This is a genomic window from Enterobacter sp. 50793107 (assembly GCF_001463365.1).
Classification (GTDB): domain Bacteria; phylum Pseudomonadota; class Gammaproteobacteria; order Enterobacterales; family Enterobacteriaceae; genus Enterobacter; species Enterobacter cloacae.
Map to the genome: position 1 here is coordinate 1 of NZ_LNII01000167.1, position 3,766 is coordinate 3,766.

3 protein-coding genes and 2 pseudogenes are annotated in these 3,766 nt (G+C 55.7%); 2 read left to right on the forward strand and 3 right to left on the reverse strand.

Annotated elements, in window-relative coordinates; all coding sequences use genetic code 11:
- Window positions 1-75, forward strand: a pseudogene (locus APU11_RS28245) (IS6 family transposase); the annotation flags it as partial.
- 45 nt (window positions 76-120) lie between these two features.
- Here APU11_RS28245 and APU11_RS24145 read toward each other — a convergent pair.
- The 3 genes and pseudogenes from APU11_RS24145 to tet(D) all read right to left on the reverse strand — a co-directional run.
- Window positions 121-543: pseudogene (locus APU11_RS24145) on the reverse strand (alpha/beta hydrolase-fold protein); the annotation flags it as partial.
- Between the two features lie 21 nt (window positions 544-564).
- Window positions 565-1,674 (reverse strand): S-(hydroxymethyl)glutathione dehydrogenase/class III alcohol dehydrogenase, encoded by a 1,110-nt coding sequence (locus APU11_RS24150; protein ID WP_000842134.1) that lies wholly within the window; start codon window positions 1,672-1,674, stop codon window positions 565-567.
- Window positions 1,675-1,768: 94 nt separating this feature from the next.
- Window positions 1,769-2,953: a tetracycline efflux MFS transporter Tet(D) gene (gene tet(D), locus APU11_RS24155; RefSeq protein ID WP_001039466.1), complete on the reverse strand. Its 1,185-nt coding sequence runs from the start codon at window positions 2,951-2,953 to the stop codon at window positions 1,769-1,771.
- Between the two features lie 95 nt (window positions 2,954-3,048).
- Between tet(D) and tetR(D) the strand changes: the two genes are divergently transcribed.
- Entirely contained in the window at window positions 3,049-3,657 is a 609-nt protein-coding gene (tetR(D), locus tag APU11_RS24160; protein ID WP_023352616.1) for a tetracycline resistance transcriptional repressor TetR(D), read from the forward strand.
- Window positions 3,658-3,766 lie beyond the last annotated feature (109 nt).

A 3,766-nucleotide genomic window follows, 5' to 3' on the forward strand; every position in this document is an offset into this window, starting at 1 on the left:
GGCCAGGCCTCAGCATTTTATTATGGTGATCCCCTGGGCGAAATGCGCCTGGTAAGCAGAGTTTTTGAAATGTAAGGCCTTTGAATAAGACAAAAGGCTGCCTCATCGCTAACTTTGCAACAGTGCCCGTTTTTCCGATGTGCCGAAATGCCCGCTTACCAGGGTGTGCAGCTCATTCAGAATATAATCATACATCTGATAATGCGCTTTCCACGGCTCCTGTGTGGCATTGACATAAAACCCGGCACCCTGGCCGAGATCGTACTCTTTATCATCCGCCACCTGACTGCCGCGCGGACTGGTATCCGGCGCGACAATCACCAGGCCGTGTTCCGCTGCGTAACGCTGTGCCCCGGCTTTGGTGATAAAATTCTGCTCGTTGCAGGTCAGCCCGGAAAGCCAGTACAGCACAGGACATTTCTCTGTTTTTGCCTGCGGCGGCAGAAACACGGAAAAAGTCATCGGCGTGCCGGTCACCGCAGAGTGGTGACGCCAGACTTCCTGGCTGCCGCCGAAACAGACGTGATGTTCAATCCGTTCCATAGTATCTCCCTGAATACGTTATCAGTAATGAATGACTGTGCGGATGGATTTGCCGTCGTGCATCAAATCAAAAGCTTCATTGATTTTATCCAGTTCCATGGTGTGCGTGACAAACGGCGCCAGCTCGATTTTGCCGCTCATGGCATCTTCCACCATTCCCGGCAACTGGGTACGCCCTTTCACGCCGCCGAACGCCGTGCCTTTCCAGACCCGGCCGGTCACCAGCTGGAACGGACGGGTTGAAATCTCTTTTCCGGCACCCGCCACCCCGATAATTACCGACTGCCCCCAGCCACGGTGCGCACTTTCCAGCGCCGACCGCATCACATTGACATTGCCGATACATTCAAAGGTATGATCCACACCCCATTTGGTCATTTCGACCAGCACCTGCTGAACAGGTTTGTCATAATCATTGGGATTAATGCAGTCTGTGGCGCCGAACTGTTTTGCCAGCTCAAACTTGGATGGATTGGTATCGATGGCAAAGATGCGCCCCGCTTTTGCCTGACGTGCGCCCTGCACCACGGCCAGCCCGATACCGCCGAGGCCGAATACCGCCACAGAATCCCCTTCCTGTACCTTCGCGGTATTGTGTACCGCGCCGATCCCGGTGGTCACGCCGCAGCCGAGCAGGCAAACCTGCTCCGCATTGGCCTGCGGATTGATTTTCGCCAGTGATACTTCCGCCACAACGGTATATTCGCTGAATGTCGAGCAGCCCATATAGTGATAGAGCGGCTGACCGTTATACGAAAAACGGCTGGTGCCGTCCGGCATCACGCCTTTGCCCTGGGTTTCGCGGACGGCAACACAGAGGTTGGTTTTACCGGAGGTACAGAAATCACACTCGCCGCACTCGGCGGTGTACAGCGGGATCACATGGTCGCCCGGTTTCACACTGGTCACGCCCTCACCGACCTCAACCACCACCCCGGCACCTTCATGGCCGAGCACCACCGGGAACAGACCTTCCGGATCATCACCGGAAAGCGTGTAGGCATCGGTATGGCATACCCCGGTGTGACTGATTTTCACCAGCACTTCACCTTTCTTCGGCGGTGCCACATCAATTTCAACAATTTCAAGGGGTAAACCCGGCCCGAAGGCGACTGCTGCGCGTGATTTCATAACGGTTCCTCTGTGTCTGAGGCTTATCATGGCAGGCGATAAGCACGAATGCCGTCCACCATACCGCACAACAGCGCTGCCTGTATAGCGCCGGTCAGCAGGTGGCCGCCACCGGTGCCGGTTTTCTGATCAGCAGACAGATTGCCAGCAGCAGACCGTACAGTGCCGTGCCAATCAGCCACACCGTACCGTCCGCACTCTGCTGTGTCTGACTGAAAATAAAAGCAAACAGCAGCGGGCCCGCCACGCCGGTCAGATTGGTCAGGCTGACCAGCACACCCTGTAGTTTTCCCTGATTTGCCGCCGATGCCCCGGCAGAGATAATGCCCTGCAATGCAGGCAGTGCAATTCCGCCGCCTGCCAGCAGGATCAGGACCGGATACACCATCCATCCGGAAGTGATAGCAGACATCAGTAAAAACGCGGTGGCATCGGCAATAAATCCGGCGAAAATAATGGTTTTCTCACTCAGCCGTTTTGCCAGCGCCCCGGCAACCACCGCCTGAAACAGTGCATGCATCGCCCCGAGTCCCGCCAGTGAAAAACCGACCGCCGCGCTGTCCCAGGCAAAGCGGCTCTCCGTAAACAATACCCAGACAGTGGCCGGGATCTGCCCGATAAGCTGCGCGGTAAAAAAGACAAACAGCAACAGCGCCAGAGGTTTAAGCAGTGTGATAAAGCTGATACCTGCGCTTTCTTGTTTCTGCTCCGCCGGTTTTTCTTCTGTCTGTACCGCCGGTTTAAAGATAAAAAAGACCATCAGAAAGGTGCAGGCATTCAGTATTGCCGCAATGACAAACGGCAGATGCGGTGAGATATCCCCCGCCAGTCCGCCGATAGCCGGCCCGGCAATCAGCCCGGCACCAAAGGCCGCACCGAGACGGCCGAACCAGGCGGTACGCTCGCTGACCGCCGTGCTGTCCGCCACTACCGAAGCCGCAACCGCGCCGGTGGCACCAGTGATCCCGGAGATAATCCGCCCGAGATACAACATCCACAGCACATTGGACAGTGCCAGCAGTGTGTAATCAAACGCGGCACCCGCCAGGGATAACAGCAGCACCGGTCTGCGCCCCAGCTTATCTGACCATCTGCCCAGCAGCGGAGCAAAACAGACCTGCATCACCGCATACAGCGCCAGCAGAATGCCGTAATGGTTTGCCACATCCGCTTCCGGGAGATATTCCCGCAGCAGTGACGGTAATACCGGCATGATCAGACCAATTCCCATCGCGTCCAGCAGTGTAATCACCAGCGCGATGACAGCGGGTTTATTCATTTTTCAGATCCTGTGTTAATTCCCTATCATTGATAGAGTTGGAATATATCCCTATCAATGATAGAGTGTCAATCTGAAAATCGGAGGAGACGGTCATGGCACGGCTGAACAGAGAATCGGTTATTGATGCGGCACTGGAACTGCTGAATGAGACAGGGATTGACGGGCTGACGACCCGCAAGCTGGCGCAGAAGCTGGGAATAGAACAGCCGACACTTTACTGGCATGTGAAAAATAAACGGGCGTTACTGGATGCGCTGGCGGTGGAGATCCTGGCGCGTCATCATGATTATTCACTGCCTGCGGCGGGGGAATCCTGGCAGTCATTTCTGCGCAATAATGCAATGAGTTTCCGCCGGGCGCTGCTGCGTTACCGTGACGGGGCAAAAGTGCACCTCGGCACCCGCCCTGATGAAAAACAGTATGATACGGTGGAAACCCAGTTACGCTTTATGACAGAAAACGGCTTTTCACTGCGCGACGGGTTATATGCGATTTCAGCGGTCAGTCATTTTACCCTTGGTGCCGTACTGGAGCAGCAGGAGCATACTGCCGCCCTGACCGACCGCCCTGCAGCACCGGACGAAAACCTGCCGCCGCTATTGCGGGAAGCGCTGCAGATTATGGACAGTGATGATGGTGAGCAGGCCTTTCTGCATGGCCTGGAGAGCCTGATCCGGGGGTTTGGGCACTGTTGCAAATAGTCGGTGGTGATAAACTTATCATCCCCTTTTGCTGATGGAGCTGCACATGAACCCATTCAAAGGCCGGCATTTTCAGCGTGACATCATTCTGTGGGCCGTACGCTGGTAC